Origin of the sequence: Micromonospora sp. NPDC023644, assembly GCF_040640115.1 — a bacterium.
Taxonomy (GTDB): domain Bacteria; phylum Actinomycetota; class Actinomycetes; order Mycobacteriales; family Micromonosporaceae; genus Micromonospora.
The window spans coordinates 40,667-59,305 of sequence record NZ_JBFABA010000021.1 but is presented as its reverse complement, the minus strand read 5'-3'; the positions used below and the strand labels follow the sequence as shown (position 1 = coordinate 59,305).

Annotated in this window: 16 protein-coding genes, 2 tRNA genes and 1 other RNA gene; 8 read left to right on the top strand and 11 right to left on the bottom strand. The window is 73.1% G+C overall.

Annotated features, from left to right (window positions below; genetic code table 11):
- Position 1 precedes the first annotated feature (1 nt).
- From AB0G08_RS17395 to deoD, 3 genes are all read right to left on the bottom strand, one after another.
- Positions 2-469 carry a thioesterase family protein gene (locus AB0G08_RS17395; protein WP_358088572.1) on the bottom strand — a complete coding sequence of 156 codons (468 nt, stop codon included), beginning with the start codon at positions 467-469 and terminating at the stop codon, positions 2-4.
- Positions 466-1,104: a TetR/AcrR family transcriptional regulator gene (locus tag AB0G08_RS17390; RefSeq protein ID WP_358088570.1), complete on the bottom strand. Its 639-nt coding sequence runs from the start codon at positions 1,102-1,104 to the stop codon at positions 466-468. The genes AB0G08_RS17395 and AB0G08_RS17390 overlap by 4 nt, the downstream gene beginning before the upstream one ends.
- A 119-nt stretch (positions 1,105-1,223) precedes the next feature.
- A complete protein-coding gene (deoD, locus tag AB0G08_RS17385; RefSeq protein ID WP_089003001.1) occupies positions 1,224-1,931 on the bottom strand; it encodes a purine-nucleoside phosphorylase in 708 nt (235 codons plus the stop codon).
- 75 nt (positions 1,932-2,006) lie between these two features.
- Here deoD and AB0G08_RS17380 point away from each other — a divergent pair.
- Positions 2,007-2,093 (top strand) — tRNA-Ser (locus tag AB0G08_RS17380).
- 206 nt (positions 2,094-2,299) lie between these two features.
- On the opposite strand, the gene AB0G08_RS17375 is transcribed toward AB0G08_RS17380, so the two are convergent.
- The 7 genes from AB0G08_RS17375 to AB0G08_RS17345 form a co-directional block, all read right to left on the bottom strand.
- Entirely contained in the window at positions 2,300-2,851 is a 552-nt protein-coding gene (locus tag AB0G08_RS17375) for a DUF5872 domain-containing protein (RefSeq protein ID WP_358088568.1), read from the bottom strand.
- 316 nt (positions 2,852-3,167) lie between these two features.
- On the bottom strand, positions 3,168-5,735 hold the full coding sequence (locus tag AB0G08_RS17370; protein WP_358088566.1) for a hypothetical protein: 2,568 nt from the start codon (positions 5,733-5,735) through the stop codon (positions 3,168-3,170).
- 92 nt (positions 5,736-5,827) lie between these two features.
- Positions 5,828-6,322, bottom strand: a complete 495-nt coding sequence (locus AB0G08_RS17365; protein ID WP_358088628.1) for a hypothetical protein — start codon at positions 6,320-6,322, stop codon at positions 5,828-5,830.
- A 32-nt stretch (positions 6,323-6,354) separates the two neighbouring features.
- On the bottom strand, positions 6,355-6,969 hold the full coding sequence (locus tag AB0G08_RS17360) for a hypothetical protein (protein ID WP_358088564.1): 615 nt from the start codon (positions 6,967-6,969) through the stop codon (positions 6,355-6,357).
- Between the two features lie 430 nt (positions 6,970-7,399).
- Positions 7,400-8,200 (bottom strand): sulfite exporter TauE/SafE family protein, encoded by an 801-nt coding sequence (locus tag AB0G08_RS17355; protein ID WP_358088562.1) that lies wholly within the window; start codon positions 8,198-8,200, stop codon positions 7,400-7,402.
- Between the two features lie 158 nt (positions 8,201-8,358).
- A complete protein-coding gene (locus AB0G08_RS17350; protein WP_358088559.1) occupies positions 8,359-8,799 on the bottom strand; it encodes a hypothetical protein in 441 nt (146 codons plus the stop codon).
- Between the two features lie 178 nt (positions 8,800-8,977).
- Positions 8,978-9,062, bottom strand: a tRNA-Ser gene (locus AB0G08_RS17345).
- 82 nt (positions 9,063-9,144) lie between these two features.
- On the opposite strand from AB0G08_RS17345, the gene ffs reads away from it, so the two are divergent.
- An RNA gene (gene ffs / locus AB0G08_RS17340) (signal recognition particle sRNA small type) lies at positions 9,145-9,234 on the top strand.
- A gap of 107 nt (positions 9,235-9,341) precedes the next feature.
- A complete protein-coding gene (locus tag AB0G08_RS17335; protein WP_358088557.1) occupies positions 9,342-12,272 on the top strand; it encodes a DNA polymerase III subunit gamma and tau in 2,931 nt (976 codons plus the stop codon).
- A 160-nt stretch (positions 12,273-12,432) separates the two neighbouring features.
- Here AB0G08_RS17335 and AB0G08_RS17330 read toward each other — a convergent pair whose 3' ends face one another.
- Positions 12,433-13,506, bottom strand: coding sequence for a DUF2332 domain-containing protein (locus tag AB0G08_RS17330; protein ID WP_358088555.1), 1,074 nt, complete (start codon positions 13,504-13,506; stop codon positions 12,433-12,435).
- Between the two features lie 159 nt (positions 13,507-13,665).
- On the opposite strand from AB0G08_RS17330, the gene AB0G08_RS17325 reads away from it, so the two are divergent.
- The 5 genes from AB0G08_RS17325 (at position 13,666) to AB0G08_RS17305 (ending at position 18,595) form a co-directional block, all read left to right on the top strand.
- Positions 13,666-13,974: a YbaB/EbfC family nucleoid-associated protein gene (locus tag AB0G08_RS17325; RefSeq protein WP_233600326.1), complete on the top strand. Its 309-nt coding sequence runs from the start codon at positions 13,666-13,668 to the stop codon at positions 13,972-13,974.
- Positions 13,975-13,981: 7 nt separating this feature from the next.
- Positions 13,982-14,575, top strand: a complete 594-nt coding sequence (gene recR, locus AB0G08_RS17320; protein WP_358088552.1) for a recombination mediator RecR — start codon at positions 13,982-13,984, stop codon at positions 14,573-14,575.
- Positions 14,576-14,895: 320 nt separating this feature from the next.
- Complete coding sequence (locus tag AB0G08_RS17315; RefSeq protein ID WP_358088549.1) at positions 14,896-16,560, top strand: ABC transporter substrate-binding protein; 1,665 nt, start codon at positions 14,896-14,898, stop codon at positions 16,558-16,560.
- A gap of 77 nt (positions 16,561-16,637) precedes the next feature.
- Positions 16,638-17,642: an ABC transporter permease gene (locus tag AB0G08_RS17310; RefSeq protein ID WP_358088546.1), complete on the top strand. Its 1,005-nt coding sequence runs from the start codon at positions 16,638-16,640 to the stop codon at positions 17,640-17,642.
- Positions 17,639-18,595 (top strand): ABC transporter permease, encoded by a 957-nt coding sequence (locus AB0G08_RS17305; RefSeq protein ID WP_358088543.1) that lies wholly within the window; start codon positions 17,639-17,641, stop codon positions 18,593-18,595. Before AB0G08_RS17310 ends, AB0G08_RS17305 begins: the two co-directional genes overlap by 4 nt.
- Positions 18,596-18,639 lie beyond the last annotated feature (44 nt).

Genomic DNA, 18,639 nt, shown 5'->3' with positions numbered 1-18,639 from the left:
CTCAGGCACCCGTCGGGGCGGGCCGGAGCAGGGTCGCGGCCACCGCGCGGGCGGTGTCGGTCCACGCGGTGGGGCGCAGGGTCGCCGGGTCGAGCCGGACGATCGCCCGCACCCCCTCCGCGTGCACCGTCCCGCCGTCCACCGACTGGAACCGGTAGGCGTACCGGGCGCTGCTGGTGCCGAAGTGGTCGAGCCAGAAGTGCACCGCCACGGGCCCGGTGCCGGTGACCGGGGTCCGGTAGGTGATGGCGAACTCGCGTACGGCGTGGAACACGTCCGGCGCGCTGCGCTGCCCGCCCTGGAAGGAGACGCCGTGCTCCGCCCAGTACCCCGTCAGGGCCCGTTCGAGCAGCACCGCGTACCGGGAGTTGTGCAGGAGGCCGAACGCGTCGAGGTCGTCGAAGTGCACCGCGACGTGCGCGACGTGACCGAATTCGACGGCCGGCGGGTCGACGATGGCGTGGCTCATGAGATGCCTTCCGGTAGCAGGGTCGGGTCGGGGCACAGGGCCCGCAGGCGGTTCAGCAGGCCCTGGCGGGCGTGCCGGTAGGCGGTGTCGGGGTCCAGCAGCCGGGAGCGCATCGCGGCGCTGATCCCGAGCGCGTCGATCTCGTACGCCAACTGCGGGACGTCCACGTCGGCGGGAAGCTCGCCGGCGGCGACGGCCTCCCGGACGAGGTGTTCGAGGAACGCGGTCCAGCGGCCGAACACCTCGGCGAGCCGGTCCCGGACCGGGCCGGGACGCGCGTTGTACTCGAAGTCGGCGCTGGCGAAGAAGCAGCCGCCGGGCAGCACCCGGGCGGCGAAGAAGTCGATCCGGGCCTGGTGCAGCGCCCAGAGCCGCCGTACGCCCCGGGGGGCGCGCAGGGCCGGTTGGATGATCCGTTCCTGCTGCTGCTCCACCGCCCGGTCGACCGTGGCGAGCTGGAGCGCCTCCTTGGAACCCCAGTGCGCGAAGAGACCGGACTTGCTGACCCCGAGCGCGTCGGCGAGCTGGGCGAGGGAGAGCCCGTGCAGGCCGACCTCGGTGGCGAGGACCACGGCGGCGTCCAGCGCGGCGGCGCGGGTCCGGTCGCCCCGCGCGACGCGTCCGTCGACTGTCATGGGGAGAGGCTAATAAAAAAGCACGACCGGTCGTATTGATTTTCGGGGTGACGGTGGTCACGGAAATGCGACGCCGCCCGCCATCCGGGGATGACGGGCGGCGTCGAAGCCGACGAGGGTCAGGCGACGATCGTGTCCAGGGCGATCTCGACCATCTGGCTGAAGGTCTGCTCACGCTCCTCGGAGGTGGTCTTCTCGCCGGTCTTGATGTGGTCGCTGACGGTCAGCAGGGTCAGGGCGCGGGCCTTGAATCGGGCGGCGATCGTGTAGAGCGCCGCCGACTCCATCTCCACCGCCAGCACGCCGTAGTCGGCGAGGCTGTCGTAGAGGTCCGGGCGGTCGGTGTAGAAGGCGTCCGCCGCCAGGATCGGTCCGACCCGCATCGCGATGCCGCGCCGCTCGGCCACCTCGACCGACGTACGCAGCAGCCCGAAGTCGGCCACCGGGGCGTAGTCGATCAGCCCGTCGAAGCGCATCCGGTTCATGTTCGAGTCGGTGGACGAGCCGATCGCGGCGATCACGTCGCGCAGCCGCAGGTCCTCGGTCAGGGCCCCGCAGGAGCCGACCCGGATCAGGCTCTTCACGCCGTACTCGTTGACCAGCTCGTGGGCGTAGATGGAGGCGGAGGGCATGCCCATGCCGGAGCCCTGGACGGAGACCTCGACGCCGTTCCAGCGGCCGGTGAAGCCCAGCATGCCGCGGACCGTCGAGTAGCACTGCGCGCCCTCGAGGTAGGTCTCCGCGATCCACTTGGCCCGCAGCGGGTCGCCCGGCATCAGGACCCGCTCGGCGATCTCTCCCGGCTTCGCGCCGATGTGCGTACTCATGGCAAGGATCCTGCCAGGCCGCCCCCGGGCATACCGGTTCGGCGTCCGAACCCGGGGTCATGTACCCTTCTCGGCGGTGGCGTGTCCGAGTGGCCTAAGGAGCACGCCTCGAAAGCGTGTGAGGGTTTACGCCCTCCGCGGGTTCAAATCCCGCCGCCACCGCTCCTGAACAGCGCAAACGCCCGGTCGATCCTCGCGGATCGCCCGGGCGTTTCCGCTTGCGCGCCCCCCGCCAACGCCGACCCTTGACGGCGCCGATCATGCAGTTGTGGTGCCCCGTGAATGGGGCGTATAAGGAGTTACTCCCCACCGCAACTGCATGATCGACGGCGCGAGTGCGCGGGCGCGGGGTGCAGGTTGGGGGCCGGTCAGCGGCGGGTTAGTTCCTTTTCCAGGCGTTGGATGAGGGTCTTGCGGGACTTGCCGTCGCGCTCGCGGCGCAGGGCCGCCTTGAGCTGGCCCTTGTCGAGGTCGCGGACGAGCTTGGCCGCCTCGGCGACCGGCAACTCCGCCAGCTGCTCGGCCGACGTCGCGTTCCGGCGCGCGCGTTTGGCCGGTCCGGTGTTGGCGACGTACTGCCTGCCGGACTTCGACTCCTTCCGCTTCTTGGCGTCGGTCGCGCGCCGCTGCTCGGGGGAGAGCTGCTCCCAGGCCTGCTCGGGCAGGTAGCGGCTCGTCTCGTCGCCGTGCCGCGCCCGGGTGTCGCCCTCCTTGGTCTGCCAGTGCTCGCCGCCCCAGCGCTGCAGGGACTTCTGCCGCTCGTCCTTCGGGCCCAGGTAGCCCCCGCCGCGCTTCTTGTACTCCTGGGTGACCAGCTGCGACTTGCGCGCCGACCACTGCCCCGGCCTGCCGCCCTTGTCGGAGGCCTTGATCTCTTCCTTGACCTGCTCCCTGAGTTCGGGCTTCGTGTACCGCGCCATGCCCGGCGGTTACCCGGCACTCCCGGGCCCATGCTTCCGGTGCTTCGGCCGCCCCCGCGAGCATCCGCGCGCCGTCGACCCTCCGTGTGCTTCGCGCTCGGGCGGGCACGGTGCGACTGGTAGCTTCCGAGGTCCCGGCGGCCGGGCCGGTCGCCCTCGTCGAGAGGATCGGACCATGTCTCCCCGGGTGGGGGCACGGCTCGTGTTCCGTCGCCCCGGCCGACGAGAACGCCCGGCCGGTCCCTGCGGACCGACCGGGCGTTCTGCGCTGGCCTGAACTGACGGGCCGCCCACCGGGTCGGCCCGTCAGCCCGCGTCAGGTGGCCGGCGTGGCGGCGTCGCGGTGGGTGAGCCGGTACGTGGCGTCGACCCCGTCCGCCTCCAGGAGCACCGTGACCGGGCCGGCCGGCAGGGTGCAGGTGATCGTGCGCTCGACCGAGTAGCCGCTCGGGCCGCAGTACCGGACGCCGGCGGCGTCGAAGACCGACAGTCGGGCGTCACCCGTGCCGGAGGTCCGGGTCCAGGTGAAGCTCTCCCGGGCCGCGTGCTGGTCGGCGGGGACGGCGAAGCAGGCCGCGAACGAGCCGGCTGCCGTGGTCACGGTGGCGCCCGTCGCGTCCCGCGGCAGCACCGGGCAGGCCGGCGGGCCGTCGACCCGCGCGAAGCCCACGGCGTACGGGCCGGTCGGGCTGCCGCCGGGGGCGTTGAGCACGGCGGAGAACGGTGCCGTGCCGGTCAGCTCACAGCTGTACTGCCGCAGGCTGTAGATGTCGCAGACGTACGCTCCCGTGGCGTCCACGACCGTGATCTCCGGGTTGGCCGCGCCGGTCGCGTCGCCCGCCTGGAGGCGCACCACGCGGGAGCCGGCCGGGCTGGGCAGTTGCAGGCAGTCGTACTGCCCGGCGGCGGCGAACGTGCCCTGGTGCGGGGCCTGCCCGTGGGCGTCGGAGACGGGGACGCAGCCGGCGGGGGCCTTGGGCAGCAGGGCGACGGCGTACTCGACGTCGTTGTCGATCACCTGGGTCGTGACGTTGCCGGCCAGCACCATGGTGTAGCGGCCGGGCGCGTCGAACTGGCAGTGGACGCCCCCGCAGACCCGCAGCCCGGCGGCGTCGTACACCTGGGCGTACTCGGGGTGGTTGGCCGCGTGCACCGCCCTGACGAGGTAGGCGCCCGCCGCCGGGACGTCCAGCGTCCGGCAGCGGATGCCGCCGAGGGCGCCGGCGGGCGCCGCGCCGTAGCTGCCGGGGACGACGGTCGGGCAGCCCACGGCCGCCGACAGCCGGCGGACCTGGAGCCGGTACGTCAGGTCCGTGCTGTCGCTCTCCCAGTTGGCGAGGTAGCTCACGACGCGGTACGTGCCCGTGGCGGGCAGCACGCAGCCGTCCTCCTCCGACCACTCCGTGCACAGCGGGGTGCCCGCCTGGTCGACCAGCCACATCGACAGGTCGTTGTACGCGGTCGGCGCCCCGTACGCGATGACCCGGTCACCCGCCTCGCCCTGGAACGGCTGGCAGTTGGTCTGCACACCCGAGGTCTGGTGCACCAGGAGGGCCGGCTGGTCCCAGGCCGTCCCGGTGGCCCCGACGCACCCGGCGTCGTGGTGCAGCGCCGCCACCGCCACCTGGTAGGTGATCGCCTCGCCGAAGTCGTGGTGGTTGTGCACCAGCACGGTGTAGGAGCCCGCGCCGGGCAGGGGGCAGTGCCGGGAGTTCGTGTACTCGTCGCAGATCCGCTGGCCCGCGACGTCGTACATCGTCCAGGTCAGGTGCTGGTCCTGGTGGCGGCTGAAGCGGACGGTGACGGCGCCGGCGGTGGTGGTCGTCAGCGCGTGGCAGGTCACCCCGTCCCACGCCACCGTGGCGGATTTGACGGCGGCACCCGGGTCACCGAAGCCGGCCAGCGGGATCGCCGGGCAGCCGACCGCGTTCGAGATCCGGGGCATCCTGAGCGTGTAGCTGGCCTCGGTCCCGTAGCCCGACTGGAGGAACAGCCGGTACGGCCCCGGCTGGCTCAGCGTGCACTGGGTGGTGTCGCGTACCGGGCACCCCATGGGCTGGTACTGCCCGTCGAGGATCTCGCCCTGCACGTCGCCGGCGTTCCCCGGTTCCGCGAGGTGCAGCACCGTACCGACGGGCTGGGTGAACTTGAAGCAGATGGCGGCGACGCCGGCCGCCAGGGTGCCCGTGCGGCCCGCCGAGGCGAAGGAGAAGAAGTTCGCCGGGAGCGTGTCGCACTCCGACGGCGTCCGCTTCGACTCGACCGACAGGGTGTAGCTGCCGCTGCCGGAGCCGTAGTGGAGCGAGGCGGTGATCGTGTAGGTGCCGGCGGCGCCGAGCTGGCAGTCGCCGGCGTAGCTGGACAGGTAGCAGACGTAGGTGCCGTTCGGGTCGGTGACCCGGGCGCCCACGCCGTCCCCGGAGACCTGGGACAGCCTGCCGATCAGGATGTCCCAGTCCACCGTGGAGCGGACCGTCCAGACGTTCTCCTGCTCGTCGACGATCGCCGGGCAGCTCTCCACCTCGCCGAAGGTCAGCTCGCCGCCGCAGCCGGTTCCGGTGGCCCGCGCTCCGGTCTTCGCCGGGCGTGGGGTCTCGCCCGCCGCCGACGCCTTCGGGGCCGGGGCCTTCGGCGTGGTGGGCGTCTCGTCGGCGGCCGGCGCGGGGGCCGGGCTCGCCGCCGCCGGCGCGGCGGTGGACGGGCCTGGAGTCGGGGCGGAAACGGCCGGCGCGGCCGTGGACGGGCCCGGAACGGGCGCCGCCGACGCGACGCCGGGACCGGCGAGGACGGTCGCGGCCACGGTGGCGACCGTCGCCGCCAGGGCCAGCAGTGGGTGGCGTCGGGTGGGCCGGATCTTCGGGCACGGCGACAGGGACGTTCGCATGATGATTCCCCCGTGAATTGGCGCGCGACCTGCGCGGCGCGCCAATGCTTTCACGGGTGTCGATCGGTGGGCAATCGTCTTCCCGGGCGTCTTCAGCAGGGGCTGTGGCCCTCGTGGAAGAGTCGCTGGGCCCAGTCGGCGTACCCGGCGATGATCTTCTTCACCGCCCGCCCGTCGTGCAGGAAGAGGTACGCGCGGTCGCCCTGCCGGGCGAGCAGCCCGTCGAGCCGGTACGTCCCCTGTGGAGCGTCCAGCTCCCGCGCGGACGGGTAGCGGCTGCGGACCTCCTCGACCGGCGTGCCGGCGGTGATTCCCTGCGGGGTGCGCGTCGCCTCGCCGAGCCAGAGCAGCACCAACCGGTCGTCGACGAAGATGGGGCTGGTGGTGTCGTACCCGGCGAGCGCCGGACCGCAGGCGTCCACGTCGGAGCGCAGGATGCCCCGCCGGGTCAGCTCGTCCTCGGTGTCGCCGAACTCGATGTCGCGCAGGCCGTTGAGGTCGACCACCTCGACGGCCCCGACGGGCCGGCCGTCCAGCCCGGGCGACGGCGGGTGCGCGCCGCTGCCCGAAACCCAGGCAGCCGTCAGCAGCGTCGAGATAAAGGCAAATTGTCGCAATTTCATGGAATCCCCCAGTCCCCAACGGGACCGGGCCGTTCGGGTTGCTGCCCGCCCGCAGATTGCCGGCTTTCCCACTCCTCGGCCAGCTCGTCCCAGTAGTCGGCGCTCAGTCGCCGGCGCCCGTGCGCCAGCCAACCGGCGGTGCTCCGCTCGACGTGCAGGCCCAGCTCGGCGAACGGGTCGATCCACACGCCAGGCTCCACCCCGAGCCGGGCCAGCGCCGCGTTGAGCGGCCACTGGGCGCGCGGCCCGTCGAAGAGGCGGTCGAACCCAGGCCCCCAGCTCGCCTCGCCGCCGAGCCACACCATCGCCGACTGGTAGCCGGCCCCGCCGGCGAACTCCGCCTCCAGGTACGCCACCGGGCCCGACCGCGACCAGCGCGCGAGCACCTCGGCGAGGGCCGGCGAGACCGCCAGGTGGAACGGCTCCTCCGGCGACCGCTCGGCCACGGAGAAGTCGGGCAACGCTCCGGTCAGCTCCTCGACCAGCTGCGGGGTGACCGGCAGCAGCGCGAAGTCCTGACGCAGCTCGCCGAGGACCGCGTGGTCGAGGTCGACGGTCCGCTCGCGGAGCAGGTCGCCGTCCGCGACGACCGCGCTGAGCTGGTAACCCATCAGAGCCCTCCGCCGTCCACAGCCTGTGGATGGAACATGTGTACGACGGATCCCGCCTCCGCCGCCCTCGCACCGTACCGAATCGTCCCCCGCCGGCACCGTCCCGCGATCTTGCGCCTTCGGTCCCCGTTTCGGGCGCGACGCGGCTTTCGGCGAGGGTCAGTCGGCAACGGCGGCGAAGTAGCGAGCGGACCGAGAGCGCCGCCGGCGGCGGACCGGGACGAGTGGAACACCACGGGTGCATCCCACGCCGGGAGACACCCGTGGTGTTCCACCCGCACCGAGCGCGCCTCCCCGGCGTGAGCCCCGCCCGGCTCGCCGAGCGCTTCCTCTCCTGGGTCCGCCCGGGCGGAGGACCACCCGTCGTGTCTTGCCCACCCGTCGCCTTGCCGCCCGGCTCGTCGGGTGCGGGCTGTGCCCGGACCGGTGCTCAGAGCAGCAGGTTGACCAGGGCGGCGAGCCCGACGACCACGATCGTGGCGCGCAGCGCCACCGGCGGGAGCCGACGTCCCCACCGGCCGCCGATCAGGCCGCCCGCCACGGAACCCGCCGCGATCAGCAGCGCCGGCTGCCACGCCACCGTGCCCACGGCCACGAACAGGACCGCCGCGACCCCGTTCACCAGGCCGGCGAGCACGTTCTTCACCCCGTTGACCCAGCGCAGGTCGGTGGAGAGGAGCACCCCGAGCAGCCCCAGCAGCAGCACTCCCTGGGCGGCGCCGAAGTAGCCGCCGTACACCCCGGTGCCGAAGACGCCGAGCAGCAGCAGCGGCCCCGCACGCCGTACCGCCCGACCGCCGGCCGACGACGCGCCCGCGTCGTCCGCGACCGGCCGCCGGCGGGCCAACGCCCGCGCCAGTCGGGGCTGCACCACCACGAGCACCAACGCCAGGACGATCAGCGCCGGCACGATGGCCCGGAACGCGCCGGGTGGCAGGAGCAGCAGCAGTACGCCGCCGGTCATCCCGCCGAGCACGGCGGCGACGCCCAGGCGGGCCAGCAGGCCGCCGTGCCCGGCCAGCTCCCTGCGATAGGCGTACGCCGCGGAGAACGACCCCGGCACCAGCCCGACGGTGTTGGACACGTTCGCCACCACGGGCGGATAGCCGAGGGAGAGCAGGACCGGGAAGGTCACCAGCGTGCCCGAGCCCACCACCGCGTTGATGGCGCCCGCCGCGACCCCGGCGGCCAGCACGGCCAGCCCTTCGGCGACGGTCAGCGTTGCGTTCACTCGTCTCTGCGCTCTCCCCGGGCCGGTCGTCGCCCGCGGGTCGCCGCCGCCCGGTCGTCTCGCTGCCGGATGCGGCTGTCAGCGTAGGGCGCGGGCCGGGCCGGCTGATCGACGTGCGGCAGGGATCACGCCGTGACCAGCCGCTTCACCGGCGGCGCTCACCTCCGCAGCGGGCGCGGTCGCCGGGGTCCGGCGTGGCGGCGGCGCAGCCAGCGGGGGAGGCGGTGCCGGGGCACGAACCCGCCGAGGTCGTCCGCCGCGTCGTCGGCGTAGCCGCGCAGCTGACAACCGCCGAGCACGGTGCGGTCGCGTAGCGCGCGCCGGAGCAGGGCCAGCGACTCGACGTCGATCTCCCGGTGCAGGCGTCCGAAGTGACCCAGCGACTGCAACGCGTTCGCCCTGGTCTGCGGGTCCCGCGACCGGAGCCCACGCTTGATGCGGGGAAGGACGACGGCGGCCGGGTGGAACTCGTCCAGCACCAGCCAGAGGAGAGCTGGGCCGGCCCCCGGCTCCGCGCGGTCCAGGGCCGCGTCGACGTTCTCCGGGCAGTCGCATTCGTCGAACTCCGGGCCGGTCGTCCGGTCGCGCGTCTCGCTCACGGTGGCATGATCGCGCGGCCTGGTCACGGAGTGGGGAGCCGAGGTCGGGGAGGTCGACGCCGCCGTCCCGGGCGATGAGCGGGAACGGGGCAGGGAGGAACCGGGAGGGGTGGGCGTAGAGACGACTCAGGGCCGGTCCCCGCGGGGGCCGGCCCTGTCGTTCTTCCTGCTCAGCGAGCGGAGGATACGAGATTCGAACTCGTGAGGGTGTTAACCCAACACGCTTTCCAAGCGTGCGCCCTAGGCCTCTAGGCGAATCCTCCGCAGACGAGGATACAGGTCCCCGGCGGGTGGGCCACCCCACCACCCCCTGAAGATCGACGCGGCGTCGGGTAGGGTTGGCGGTACCTCCCGTGCGGCGGTATCTCGTGAACCTCCCCAGGGCCGGAAGGCAGCAAGGATAAGCGGGCTCTGCCGGGTGCACGGGAGGCCTTTCTGTCTCCGGGTCCCGGTAACGTCCCTGCGGGTCAGGTCACGGGGTGGTGGGTGGTCACCCGCGCCCGACCGGCGCAGAATGGCTCGGTCGAGAGGAGGCGGGACGAGTGGCACTGGCGCTCTACCGCAAGTACCGGCCACGCACCTTCGCCGAGGTCATCGGGCAGGAGCACGTCACCGAACCGCTGTCGCAGGCGCTGCGCAGCGGGCGGCTCAACCACGCCTACCTCTTCTCCGGCCCACGCGGCTGCGGCAAGACCTCCAGCGCCCGGATCCTGGCCCGCTCGCTCAACTGTGAGCAGGGCCCCACGCCGGAGCCGTGCGGGCAGTGCCAGTCGTGCCGCGAACTGGCCACCGACGGCGGCTCGATCGACGTGCTGGAGATCGACGCGGCCAGCCACGGCGGCGTCGACGACGCCCGCGAGCTGCGCGAGAAGGCGATCTTCGCGCCGGCCAAGAGCCGCTTCAAGATCTACGTCATCGACGAGGCGCACATGGTCTCGTCGGCCGGCTTCAACGCCCTGCTGAAGCTGGTCGAGGAGCCGCCGGAGTACGTCAAGTTCATCTTCGCGACCACCGAGCCGGAGAAGGTCCTCGGCACGATCAAGTCGCGGACCCACCACTACCCGTTCCGGCTGATCCCGCCGAAGGTGCTCCGGCCCTACCTGGAGCAGCTCTGCGAGGCCGAGGGCGTCGCCGTCGAGCCGGCGGTCTTCCCGCTGGTGGTGCGCGCCGGCGGCGGCAGCGCCCGGGACAGCCTCTCCGTGCTCGACCAGCTCATCGCCGGGGCCGGGCCGGAGGGGGTCACCTACTCCCGGGCCGCCGCCCTGCTCGGCGTGACCGACGCCGCCCTGATCGACGAGATGTGCGACGCGCTGGCCGCCGGGGACGGCGCGACGGCGTACGCGACCGTCGACCGGGTCGCCGAGGCCGGGCACGACGCGCGCCGGTTCGCCTCCGACCTGCTGGAGCGGCTGCGCGACCTGATCGTGCTCCAGCAGGTGCCGGACGCCGCCGCCAAGGGCCTGATCGACGGCCCGGCCGACCAGATCGAGCGGATGGCCGCCCAGGCCCAGCGGCTCGGTCCGGCGACGCTGTCCCGCTGCGCCGACATCGTGCACAACGGCCTGGTGGAGATGCGCGGCACCACCGCGCCCCGGCTGCTGCTGGAGCTGATCTGCGCCCGGATGCTGCTGCCCGGCGCCGACGACAGCACCGGCGGCCTGCTCCAGCGCCTCGAACGCATGGAGCGCCGGCTCACCCTCGCCGGCACCGACGCGCCGCCGGTCGCCGCCGGCCCCGCGCCGGTCGCCTCCCCTCCTCCCGTACGCCCCGAGCCCGCCCCCGCGTACGCCTCCGGCGGCCCGGCCCCCTCGCCCGAGGCGGCCCCGGTCACCGGTGCCCCAGGCGTCGCGCCACACGGCGTCGGCGCGGCTGTCCCGGCGGGGCCCTCGGGTGCCGCCCCGGAGGGCCAGGCGTCGACCGCTCCAATGTCCCCGGCCGGGCCGGGCAGTGCCCCGATGCCCCCGGGCAACGCCCCGGTGTCCCCGGCCGCGTCCGAGCCGGCGGCGGGCGCGCCCCGCCGGGTGGTGCCGCCGTCGGCGGTGATGCCCGACCCGGCCACCCCCGCCCCGCCCCGCCCCGGCGCGGAGGCGACCGGCGCGCTGGACGCGGTCGCGGTGCGCCGGGTCTGGCCCGAGGTGGTCGGCAAGGTCAACCGGACCAACAAGCGGATCGCGGCGCTGATGCGCGACGCGGTGGTCCGCGACCTCGACGGCGACACGCTCGTGGTGACGGTGAAGTCGTCGGTGCTGGCCAAGATGATGTCCGACCACGCCCAGGTGCTCACCGACGCGCTCTACGAGGAACTGGGCGGGCGCTGGCAGATCCGCTGCGAGGTGGCCGGCGAGCGGGGTGGGGCGTCGCTGGGCGGTTCGTCCCGTTCCGCGGCCCCGGCCCGTCCGGCGTCCCCGCCCGCGACTCCCGCCGCCCCGGCCCCGGTCGGCCCCACCACCGGCCCGGTCGCCACCAACCCGCCCGCCGGCGGCCCCAGCGGCGGTGGCCCGAACGGTGGTGCCCTTGATGGCGGCCCGCCCGGCGGCCGGAGCGGCCCGGCAGGCGGCGGCCCGGCAGGCGGCGGTGCGACCGGCGGTGGCTCCGCCAGCGGTGGCTCCGCCAGCGGTGCCGCAGGCAGCGGCGCTAACGGTGGCGGTGCGACCGGTGGTGGCGGTGCGACCGGCGGTGGCGGTGCGACTGGCGGCGTTGGTGCGGGCGGTAGGCCCGGCGGCGTGGGCGGCTCGTCCGGCGGTGGCCCCACGGGCGGGGCGACCCGTCCGGCCCCAGGCGCGGCGCGGACCGGCGGCGTCGCCGTCGAGGAGACCGAGGACTGGCCCGAACCGGCCCGGCCCGGTGGTGCCGGTGGCGGTGCCGAGGACTGGCCCGAGCCCGCGCGCCCGGGTGGCGCCGCGACCGGCGCCGGCAGCGAAGAAGACTGGCCGGAGCCGGCCCGACCGGGTGGCGCGTCGGCTACCGGCACGTCGCCCACCGCAGCGTCGACCAGCGGCACGACAGCCGGCTCCCCGACGGCGACCGGCCTGCCGGGCACCAGGCCGGCGAGCGCCGGCACGGCGTCGGCGACCGCCGCGCCATCCGTACCGAAGCCGGCCGGCTCCTCGACGGCTCCGCAGCAGGCCGGCCCGGCCGGGCCGCCGGTGAGCAGTGCGATCGCGGCGGCGCGGGCGGCGGCGGCGGGACGTGGTCCGCGTACCGGCCAGCCGGTCCGGAAGACCGCGGACGCCGACTGGGCCGGCGAGCCGCCGTACGACCCGGACTTCGACGGCCCGGTGCGCGGCGGCGGGGGACGCCCCGGCGGCGCCCGGCCGGCGGCCCCGAACTTCGAGGGCTTCGACCCGGGCGACGAGCCGCTGGACGAGGTCATCGACGAGCAGACCGCGCGGGAGTCCAGCGAGGAACAGGCGGTACGGCTGCTCCGCGAGGCGTTCGGCGCGGAGAAGATCGACGAAGTGGACGCCCGCTAACCGCCCTCTCCCCCGGGGCGCCTCCCTGCACGGGGGGCACGTCCGCCCCGAGGCATCGGCGAGTACGGGGAATCTTGGTACGAGACGGCCCCTCCAGGGGCGCTGCCGTACCAAGATCGCGGGCGGGCGGACGCAGCGGGCGGGCGGGCGCAGCGGGCGGTCAGGTGGGCCAGGCGGGTAGGCCGTGGGGGTGTGCCTCCGCCAGTAGGCGTTCCGGGCCGGTGCCGAGCCGGGCGCGGAGCTGGAAGTCGTTCCGGGCTTCCCACGGGTGCGGTTCGAAGGACAGGTGGGCGACCGGCGCGTCGGGGCCGCCTGCGGCGGCCAGTCGCTCCAGCTCGGCGGTGACCCGCGCCCACTCCTCGGCCGGCACGTACTGCCGCATCACCGAGTGCCACACCACGGTCAGCGTGCCGGGGTGCGGGGTGATCGCGGCGAGGAAGTCGGCCGCCCCCGCCGCGACGACCCGGGCCGGCAGCCGCCCGGCCAGCTCCAGCGCGCCGGCCAGCCGGGCCGCGCGGGCGGTGTGCTCCGGCCAGAGGTACGCCCGCAGCGCGAGCGCGCCGTCGGGGTCGCCCGGGTCGAGCGGGGTGACGTCGCAGCCGAGCCGCTCCACCACGGTCAGCCGAGGGTGCGCCCCGGCCGCCTCCCGCAGCCAGTCGGGCGCCCCGCCCCGCCAGGCGTCGGGCAGGCGCACCGGGGAGTCGGCCGGCCCCCAGGCGAAGCCGGCGGCCTCGACGCGGAACCGGTCGGCGTGCAGGTTCAGCCCGGCGCTCGCGCCCAGCTCGACGAGGCGCACCGGCAGCCCGCCCACCTCGTGGACGGCGAGCAGCAGGCCGGCCAGCAGCAGGTTGGCCCGGCCGACCTCGTTGGTCTGGGGCGGGCGGCGCAGCCAGCCGCGCAGCGTGTCGTGCTCGGCCTCGACGACCGACCGGAAAGCGGCCCAGCAGGCGGGGGCGTCCGCCGCCCGGTACGCCCCGCCCGCGCTGGGGTAGAACCGGGCCAGTTCCGGCGCCCGGCCGGAGATCACCAGCGCGTGCACGCCGCCGAGCAGGCGTAGCGACACGAGGGCGTCGGCGTCGGCGTCCTCGTACCCCGTGATGACGGTGGCGCACGGGCCGCCGGCCCGCACGTCGCCGGCGGCGCGCGCCAGCAGGTCGGCGTAGAGGGCGGCGTCCATGTTGACGCAGGCCCGCGCCTGCCGTTCCATGGCCGCCGCGGCCTGTTCCCGGGACATCCGCCACCTCCGTCCGGTCGGTCCCGTGATCGTGCGCCCGGACCCGCCGCGAGCCAAGCACCGGGCGGGGCGAGGCTGCTCACAGCGGATAGGCTGAGCGGCGGCCGAGCAGACGAGTGCGAGAAGGAGCCATCCGTGCGCCCAGGTGGACAGCCGAACATGCAGCAGATGCTGAAGCAGGCGCAGAAGATGCAGCAGCAGATCGCCAAGGCGCAGGCCGAGCTCGCCGAGGCGGAGCTGACCGGCACCGCCGGCGGTGGCCTGGTCACCGCGACCGTCGCCGGCACCGGCGAGCTGAAGTCGATCAAGATCGACCCGAAGGCGGTCGACCCGGAGGACGTGGAGACCCTGGAGGACCTGGTCGTCGCGGCCATGCACAACGCCGCCGAGGCGGCGCGGGAGCTGACCGAGAAGAAGATGGGCCCGGTCACCGGCGGCATGGGCGGCCTCGGCCTGCCCGGTTTCTGAGCGGCAGATGTACGAGGGCGCCATCCAGGACCTGATCGACGAGCTGGGGCGGCTGCCGGGCGTGGGCCCGAAGAGCGCCCAGCGGATCGCCTTCCACGTCCTGTCCGCCGACCCGGCCGACGTCAACCGGCTGGCCGGGGCGTTGCGCAAGGTCAAGGAGCTGGTGCGGTTCTGCACCAGTTGCTACAACGTGGCCGAGTCCGACCGGTGCCGGATCTGCCGCGACCCGCGCCGCACCGACGAGGTGCTCTGCGTGGTCGAGGAGCCGAAGGACGTGGTCGCGATCGAGCGGACCGGCGAGTTCCGGGGCCGCTACCACGTGCTCGGCGGGGCGATCAACCCGCTGGAGGGGATCGGGCCGGACAACCTGCGCATCCGTGAGCTGATGGCCCGGCTCAGCGCCGGCACGGTGCGGGAGCTGATCCTGGCCACGGACCCGAACACCGAGGGCGAGGCGACCGCGACGTACCTGGCGTTGATGGTCAAGCCGATGGGCATCGCGGTGACCCGGTTGGCGAGCGGCCTGCCGGTCGGCGGCGACCTGGAGTACGCCGACGAGATCACGCTCGGCCGGGCCTTCGAGGGCCGTCGCGCCGTCTGAGTTCCCGCGTCGGCCGGCACCGGATCCCGGTGCCGGCCGACGCCGTACGGGCGCCCGCGGGTCCACTGTGGGGTTCTGACATGCGGGCGATGCTGGTGACGATCGATGTAACAAATCGGCATCGCCCAACCCGGACATAATGCCCCTTTGTCGGCGGTCCGGAACGGCCTTCGAGGCGGGGCGCATCGGTTAAGACACGATCCGGTACCAACCGGTTCCTCGATGGTTTCCCGCCGGTCCGAACGGCGGCTAAGGTCACGGCGATCGGTGACCCCTGTCACCACGATTGTCCGTAACCCCAAGGACGAGGTGAAGCACCCATGCGTGCATCCAGGCCGAAGGTCGCCCTCGCGGCCGTCGCGGTCGCGGCCCTCGCGGTAGCAGGCTGCGCCGAGAGCGACCGCGATGACAGTTCCGGCGGTAGCAAGAAGGACACCCTCGTCTTCGGCGTAGCCGGAGACCCGAAGGTGCTCGACCCGAGCTTCGCCAGCGACGGTGAGTCGCTGCGTGTGGCGCGTCAGGTCTTCGAGACGCTGGTCCGTCCGGAGGAGGGTGGCACCAAGGTCACCCCCGGCCTGGCCGAGACCTGGACCCCGGACGCCGCCGGCACCACGTGGACCTTCAAGCTGCGCTCCGGCGTGAAGTTCCACGACGGCACCGAATTCAACGCCGAGGCGGTCTGCAAGAACTTCGACCGCTGGTACAACGCCAAGGGCCTCATGCAGAGCCCCGACGTGACCCCGTACTGGCAGGACGTCATGGGCGGCTTCGCCAAGAACGAGAGCGCGGACCTGCCGCCGAGCCTCTTCAAGTCCTGCACCGCCAAGGACGCCACGACCGTCGACCTGGCCTTCACCCGGGTCTCCAGCAAGATCCCGGCCGCGCTGATGCTGCCCTCGTTCTCCATGCACAGCCCGACCGCGCTGGAGAAGTACGACGCCAGCAACGTGGGCGGCACCGCCGAGGACATCAAGTACCCGGCCTACGCCACGGCGCACCCGACCGGCACCGGCCCGTTCAAGTTCAAGTCCTGGGACGTCGCCAACAAGACGCTCACGATCGAGCGCAACGAGGACTACGCCGGCACCAAGGCCAAGCTGAAGACCCTCATCTACAAGACGATCTCGGACGAGAACGCGCGCAAGCAGGCGCTGCGCTCCGGCGACATCCAGGGCTACGACCTGGTCGGCCCGGCCGACGTCGAGCCGCTGAAGGGCGAGGGCTTCAACGTCCTGACCCGCCCGGCGTTCAACATCCTCTACCTGGCCATCAACCAGAAGGGGAACCCGAAGCTCGCCGACGTCAAGGTCCGCCAGGCCATCGCGCACGCGCTGAACCGGCAGGCCCTGGTCGACTCGAAGCTGCCCCCGGGCGCCAAGGTCGCCGAGAACTTCATGCCGGACACCGTCGAGGGCTGGAACGGCGACGTCACCAAGTACAACTACGACCCGGCGAAGGCGAAGGCGCTGCTGGCCGAGGCCGGCGCGACGAACCTGACCCTGCGGTTCCACTACCCGACCGAGGTCACCCGGCCGTACATGCCGAACCCGAAGGACATCTTCGAGCTGCTCTCGGCGGACCTCAAGGCGGTCGGCATCAACGTCCAGGCCATCCCGCTCAAGTGGAGCCCGGACTACCTGAACGCCACCACCTCGGGCAACAAGCACGACCTGCACTTCCTCGGCTGGACCGGTGACTACGGCGACGGCTACAACTTCATCGGCACCATGTTCGACCGGCCGAAGGCCGAGTGGGGCTTCACCAACAAGGCCCTGTTCGACCAGTTCAAGGACGCGGACAGCACCGCCGACGTGGCGGCCCGGACCGAGAAGTACAAGGCCCTGAACAAGGCCATCATGGACTTCCTGCCCGGTGTCCCGGTGTCGCACTCGCCGCCGGCGATCGTGTTCGGCAAGGACGTGACCGGGGTCAAGGCGAGCCCGCTCACCGACGAGCGCTTCTCCACCGCCGAGTTCAAGTCCTGATCTGACGCTCCGACCGCGGGCGGGCGCTGTTTTGGCAGCGCCCGCCCGCGACCCTCCGTACCCCTTACGAGGCCGCCGTGTTCCGGTTCATCGTCAGACGCCTGCTCCAGCTGATACCCACGCTGTTCGGGCTCTCCCTCCTGCTGTTCATCTGGCTCCGCCGACTGCCCGGCGGTCCCGAGACCGCCATCCTCGGTGAGCGCGGGACGCCCGAGATGCGCGCCGCGATCCGGCGCAACATGGGCCTCGACGAGCCGATCCTGGTGCAGTACGGCCGGTTCGTGCGGCGGCTGATCCGCCTGGACCTGGGCACGTCGACCTCCACCAAGCGCACCGTCGTCACCGAGTTCGTCGAACGCTTCCCCGGCACGGTGGAGCTCTCCATCACCGCGATGCTGATCGCGATCGGCCTCGGCATCCCGCTGGGCTACCTGGCGGCCCGACGCCGCGGCCGGATGCTCGACCACCTCTCGGTCGGCGGCTCCCTGATCGGCATCTGCATCCCCGTCTTCTTCCTCGCGTACGTGCTCAAGGCGATCTTCGCGGAGAACCTCGGCTGGTTCCCGGCGAGCGGCCGGCAGGACCCGACGCTCGGGGCGACGCGGATCACCAACTTCTTCGTCCTCGACGGGATCATGACCCGGGAGTGGGACGCCGCCGCCGACGCGCTCTGGCACCTGGTGCTGCCGGCCGTCGCGCTGGCCAGCATCCCCCTGGCGATCATCGTCCGGATCACCCGCGCCAGCGTGCTGGAGGTGCTCAACGAGGACTTCGTACGCACCGCCGAGGCGAAGGGCCTGACCGAGAGCACGGTCCGGCGCCGGCACGTGCTGCGCAACTCCATGCTGCCGGTGGTCACCTCGATCGGCCTGCTCACCGGTGGCCTGCTCTCCGGCGCGGTGCTGACCGAGACCGTCTTCGCCTTCAGCGGCATCGGAGCCTTCATCTACGAGGCGATCAGCCAGCGTGACTATCCGGTGCTGATGGGCTTCATCCTGATCATCGCGGTGGTGTACGTGCTGGTGAATCTCCTGGTCGACCTCTCCTACAGCCTGATCGACCCGAGGGTGAGGGTCCGATGACGATCACCAGCGGCAAGAAGAAGGAAAAGATCGACCGGCTCTCCGAGTTGGCGGCCCGGGAGGACGAGCGCGGCGTCAGCCTCTGGAAGGAGGCGTTCCGCCGGCTGCGGCGCAACCCGGCGGCGATCGTCGGCGCGGTGATCCTGAGCCTGTTCCTGCTGGTCGCCGTCCTCGGGCCGTTCTTCGTCCCGCACCCCCCGGACGCCCAGCTCTGGAAGGGCGAGATCCGCCTCGGCGACTTCCCCGGCTTCCGGTCGGAGAACTGGTTCGGCGTCGACCACATCGGTCGCGACGAGTTCAGCCGCATGATCGTCGGCGCCCGGCAGACCCTGCTGGTCGGCGTGGTCTCCACCCTGATCGGCCTCGCCGTCGGCTCGCTGATCGGCGGGATCGCCGGCGCCGCCGCCGGCCTCGGTGGCCGGTGGGGCCGGGCGGTCGACAACGTGCTGATGCGGTTCGTCGACATGCTGCTGGCCATGCCGAGCCTGCTGCTGGCGATCAGCATCGCCGCCCTGCTCGGTGCCGGTCTGACCACGGTCATGATCGCGGTCGGCGTGGTGTCGGTGCCGGTCTTCGCCCGGCTGTTGCGCGGCTCGATGATCTCCCAGGCGAACAGCGACTACGTCCTGGCCGCCGTCTCGCTGGGCGTGAAGAAGCCGAAGATCGCGCTGACCCACGTGGTGCCGAACTCGCTCGCCCCGGTCATCGTGCAGGCCACCCTCACGCTGGCCACCGCGATCATCGAGGCCGCGGCGCTCTCCTTCCTCGGCCTCGGCAACAACGACGCCTCCATCCCCGAGTGGGGGGTGATGCTCGCCGACGCGCAGCAGTACCTGGACTCCGCGCCCCGGCTGGCGATCCTGCCCGCCCTCGCCATCATCGTCACCGCGCTGGGTTTCACCCTGCTCGGCGAGGCGATGCGCGAGGCACTCGACCCGAAGCTGCGGAAGTAGGACCGGTGAGCGCGAGGAGTGAGCTTGCGAGCCCCGCAGTCGCG

What these genes read in the sequence shown, in the direction of transcription:
- AB0G08_RS17395 (WP_358088572.1), bottom strand. Translation starts at nt 469, where the DNA reads ATGAGCCACGCCATCGTCGACCCGCCGGCCGTCGAATTCGGTCACGTC.
- AB0G08_RS17390 (WP_358088570.1), bottom strand. Translation starts at nt 1,104, where the DNA reads ATGACAGTCGACGGACGCGTCGCGCGGGGCGACCGGACCCGCGCCGCC.
- deoD (WP_089003001.1), bottom strand. Translation starts at nt 1,931, where the DNA reads ATGAGTACGCACATCGGCGCGAAGCCGGGAGAGATCGCCGAGCGGGTC.
- AB0G08_RS17375 (WP_358088568.1), bottom strand. Translation starts at nt 2,851, where the DNA reads ATGGCGCGGTACACGAAGCCCGAACTCAGGGAGCAGGTCAAGGAAGAG.
- AB0G08_RS17370 (WP_358088566.1), bottom strand. Translation starts at nt 5,735, where the DNA reads ATGCGAACGTCCCTGTCGCCGTGCCCGAAGATCCGGCCCACCCGACGC.
- AB0G08_RS17360 (WP_358088564.1), bottom strand. Translation starts at nt 6,969, where the DNA reads ATGGGTTACCAGCTCAGCGCGGTCGTCGCGGACGGCGACCTGCTCCGC.
- AB0G08_RS17330 (WP_358088555.1), bottom strand. Translation starts at nt 13,506, where the DNA reads ATGTCCCGGGAACAGGCCGCGGCGGCCATGGAACGGCAGGCGCGGGCC.
- AB0G08_RS17325 (WP_233600326.1), top strand. Translation starts at nt 13,666, where the DNA reads ATGCAGCAGATGCTGAAGCAGGCGCAGAAGATGCAGCAGCAGATCGCC.
- recR (WP_358088552.1), top strand. Translation starts at nt 13,982, where the DNA reads ATGTACGAGGGCGCCATCCAGGACCTGATCGACGAGCTGGGGCGGCTG.
- AB0G08_RS17315 (WP_358088549.1), top strand. Translation starts at nt 14,896, where the DNA reads ATGCGTGCATCCAGGCCGAAGGTCGCCCTCGCGGCCGTCGCGGTCGCG.
- AB0G08_RS17305 (WP_358088543.1), top strand. Translation starts at nt 17,639, where the DNA reads ATGACGATCACCAGCGGCAAGAAGAAGGAAAAGATCGACCGGCTCTCC.